Consider the following 3,705-nt stretch of genomic DNA (forward strand, 5'->3'; position numbering starts at 1 on the left):
CTCGAAATTGCCGCAATTCTTTCACCCAAACCCAATGCCATTAAAAACAGCCCCTGCTGACTAAATCCGACTGTTTGCAAGCCCAATAACTCACCTTGATTTTGAAGTGCGGTAAAATCGACATGTGCGGTAAGATCTTGATTGCCGATATTGATATATGGATCGGAATGATAAGCATGTTGGTAGTAGCACTGCAATGTTCCTTGCGATCGCATCGGATTGTAATATCGATCGGCTGTATAACCATAATCGATCGAGATAATATAGCCTTGCTGTAACTTTTTAAAAACTAGTTCCAACCAATCCAAGGCTGCTAAATTGACTTCGGTGCGATAGCGATCGGGATAGCGATCGCTAAGTAAGTTAATCCGATTGAGTTGCCAATATTCCGTTAGTTTAGCTGTCGATAGTTCGGCAATAGTTTCGATAAATACTTGCTCTTTATCGCCGTTATTCACCCAAATTTCTTGCAATTCACCTTCAATAACTGCGACTTGATGTACTGGTAAAGCGTCGATGAGTTCGTTCGATAAAAAGCAACCGTCGATCGATCGATCGGGTATTTCTGTCCATTCACACCAGCGTACAGGTAAATCTTTTAACCTTGTCTGTTGGGCATATATCATCGCTGGTGCGGTTTCGATGATGATGTAATCGATCGAGCTAAAGAAGTCTGGATATTCACGCTGCGCGTAATCTAAAATTTGAGCGGCTAATAATCCTTGTCCCGCACCCATTTCGACAATATTGAATAGCTGCGGCTCTCCCAAATTTTGCCAGATTTGATATAGTTGAATGGCTAACATCTCACCAAAATCATCGGCTAAGTGCGGCGAAGTTAAGAAGTCACCCCGTTCGCTAATTCTTTCGGCATTACTTGCATAATAGCCATACTGAGGATGATATAGTACCAAACTCATGTATTCAGCAAAAGTAATCTGTTTTTGTGGTGAATTCTCAATCCGATCGCGGATGACTTCAACTAGCTCTAAACTGTTATCCATATTTAACTAAAACTACTCTCAACTAATCTCTAATATCTAAGCTAATGGAACTTCATCGGACAACGGGTAACTGGCGGTTGGGATTGGGATTATCACTAATTACAGTAGTTTTGTGGGGATTGGTACCAATTGCACTTGCAGTTGTCTTGAAAAAATTAGATCTGTATACTATTAATTGGTTCCGGTTTGCTACTGCCTTTATTCTACTAGGTTGCTATCTGACTAAACAAGGAAATCTACCTCGGATTGCACAATTGAGAGCGGTACCAATCTACTTATTTGCGATCGCCATTTTGGGGTTGATGGGTAATTATATTTTCTTTGTGATGGGGTTGAAATCCACTTCACCTTCCCATGCTGAAGTTTTGATTCAGTTGGCGGGTGTATTTTTGAGCTTGGGTGGGTTATTTATTTTCAAAGAACGTTATACCCGCTATCAATGGATGGGCGTGGGTATTTTAGTAGCTGGATTTATCGGTTTCTTTTACGAACAATTTAAGGTATTGGCAACTGGTAGCGATAGCTATATCAGCGGTAGTATCATGTTAATTATTGCTGGCATTACTTGGGCGATTTACGCATTAATTCAAAAGCAATTACTAACTAGATTGGACTCCACACATATTATGTGGGTTATTTATGGCGCGTGTGGATTGTTATTTTCGATGGTAGCCAAACCTCAAACTCTACTTCAGCTTAACTCGATCGAGTGGATCGCACTGATTTTTTGTGGCTTAAATACAGTGATTGCCTACGGCGCTTTTGCCGAATCCCTGCAACATTTGGAAGCATCTAGAGTCAGTGCCATTCTAGCATTAGCCCCAATTTTTACGATCGTCTCGATGAGTCTGACTGCTTGGCTCGCACCTGGATTAGTCACTCCCGAATATATCACGCCCCTCGGATTATTCGGCGCAATTCTCGTCGTCATTGGCTCAATGTCAATCTCGTTAGGAAGGCTTTAAGTATTAGGCTTTGGGTGTTAGGATTTAGGAATTAGGCTTTAGGTGTAATTATCCTAACGCATAGGCTCTGCGAGTATAGCTAATAATGCACAGTTCGCTACGCGGACTAGCATATTAGTAGCCCGCTGTTTGCTAAATCGACTTCTAACTATCTTCTTCAATATCAATTTCTGCTTTCACACGCTTGGAAAATAACTTGCTGGCATCCCAAGGATATGTCGTAAAATTAGGTAGTATTTCTTGAGCGAAAGCTTCAGCAGCTTTAGAACGATAGCGATTGGGATTGACGATGACAGAGAGGATGCGATCGATTGCTACACCGTCGATATGTGCGCGATGTAACGTCCCATTTTCGACCTCTCTTTCGATCGCCGATGAAGATACGAATGCCGCACCCAAACCCGCTTGGACGGCGTTTTTAATAGCTTCGATCGAATTGAGTTCCATTTCGATTTTAAGCCGATTGGGATCGATGCCACATCTAGTTAAGACTCGATCGATTACTTTGCGAATTGTCGATTGTGAATCTAATGATATAAACTGAAGTTTGTAGAGATCTTCCTTGGGGATACTCTTCATAGTCGCAAAACTATGATTTGTCGGTAAAATTAGCGCGAATTCATCTTCGGCGTAGGGCAAAACATCCAGCGAATCTTGTAATTCGGCGGGAACTTCACCGCCGATAATTGCCAAATCCACCTGCCCATTAGCGACACTCCAAGCCGTCCGCCGGGTAGAATGGACGTGTAACTGTACGGAGACATCGGGATATTTTTGTCGAAATACCCCAATCATGCGCGGGAGTAGATAGGTACCTGTAGTTTGCGATGCGCCGACAATTAGGGTACCACCTTGGAGATTTTGAAGATCTTCGATAGCGCGACAGGTTTCTTGACAGAGCGTGATAATTTTTTCGCCATAACTAAGCAGCAAATGTCCTGCTTCAGTCAGTTGCGCTCGTCTCCCACCGCGATCGAATAACGGCACATCTAGTTGACGTTCGAGATTCTGCACCTGTAAACTGACCGCAGGTTGAGACACATATAAGCTGTCAGCGGCGCGTTTAAAACTCCCCTCCGCAGCAATTGCCTTGAGAATCCGTAACTGATCCAGAGTGAAAGGCAGGTCAGACATAGCAGTGAGCGGGTAAGATTAGTAGCGATAGACTATCGACTCTCATTGACAGTACCACGTACTGTTCGTACTTAGTTCCTGACCGAGACAATTTGGGATTTAAGTAAGATCCAACAGCGATCGACTTACAATATTTGCTAGTCTTGACGACGCAAAAATGGAATTAACGATCGATTAATCTCAGCATACCAGTGTTCTTGAGGATAATGTGCGGCAGTGGGTAAAGTGACTAGTTCCCCTCGTTTGAGCGTTTTGGCACAGGCTTGTGCTGGTGCGAGATCGAGCCAAGGGTCATTGGTACCCCATAATATTTGAATTGGAATTTCTAATTTGGGGAGTCCAGTACTAATTTCGGCGAGAGACTGCGCTAGTTGGAGATTGCGAATCGTTGCCAGGAGAGATCGACCGGGAGCCGAACTTTTAAGATATGGTTTACGGTAGACTTCGAGATAATTATCTTCAATTACGGCTTTAGATCCAGCCTCCAACAGCCGCTCGACAGAGAGCGGATCTTGGGTGAGCATTTCTCCCGCTACAGGTAAACCTAACTGCTGGAATTGCCAAGGTAGCTTGACGCCTGGAGCCAGCGGTGCATTTAAAAT

At 43.5% G+C, this 3,705-nt stretch carries 3 protein-coding genes and 1 pseudogene; 1 reads left to right on the forward strand and 3 read right to left on the reverse strand.

The genetic code is table 11. The features are described from left to right. Positions 1-1,004, reverse strand: a 1,004-nt coding sequence (locus RMO35_RS10515; RefSeq protein WP_309741013.1) for an SAM-dependent methyltransferase, incomplete at its 3' end; no start/stop codon positions are given. 44 nt (positions 1,005-1,048) lie between these two features. Between RMO35_RS10515 and RMO35_RS10520 the strand changes: the two genes are divergently transcribed. Beyond that, positions 1,049-1,969, forward strand: a complete 921-nt coding sequence (locus RMO35_RS10520) for a DMT family transporter (protein ID WP_309741017.1) — start codon at positions 1,049-1,051, stop codon at positions 1,967-1,969. Between the two features lie 144 nt (positions 1,970-2,113). Here RMO35_RS10520 and RMO35_RS10525 read toward each other — a convergent pair whose 3' ends face one another. Together RMO35_RS10525 and RMO35_RS10530 are read right to left on the reverse strand one after the other, a co-directional pair. Next, a complete protein-coding gene (locus tag RMO35_RS10525; protein WP_309741019.1) occupies positions 2,114-3,103 on the reverse strand; it encodes a LysR family transcriptional regulator in 990 nt (329 codons plus the stop codon). A 137-nt stretch (positions 3,104-3,240) separates the two neighbouring features. Next, a pseudogene (locus RMO35_RS10530) lies at positions 3,241-3,705 on the reverse strand (hydrolase); the annotation flags it as partial.

This window comes from Chamaesiphon sp. OTE_20_metabat_361, assembly GCF_031364565.1.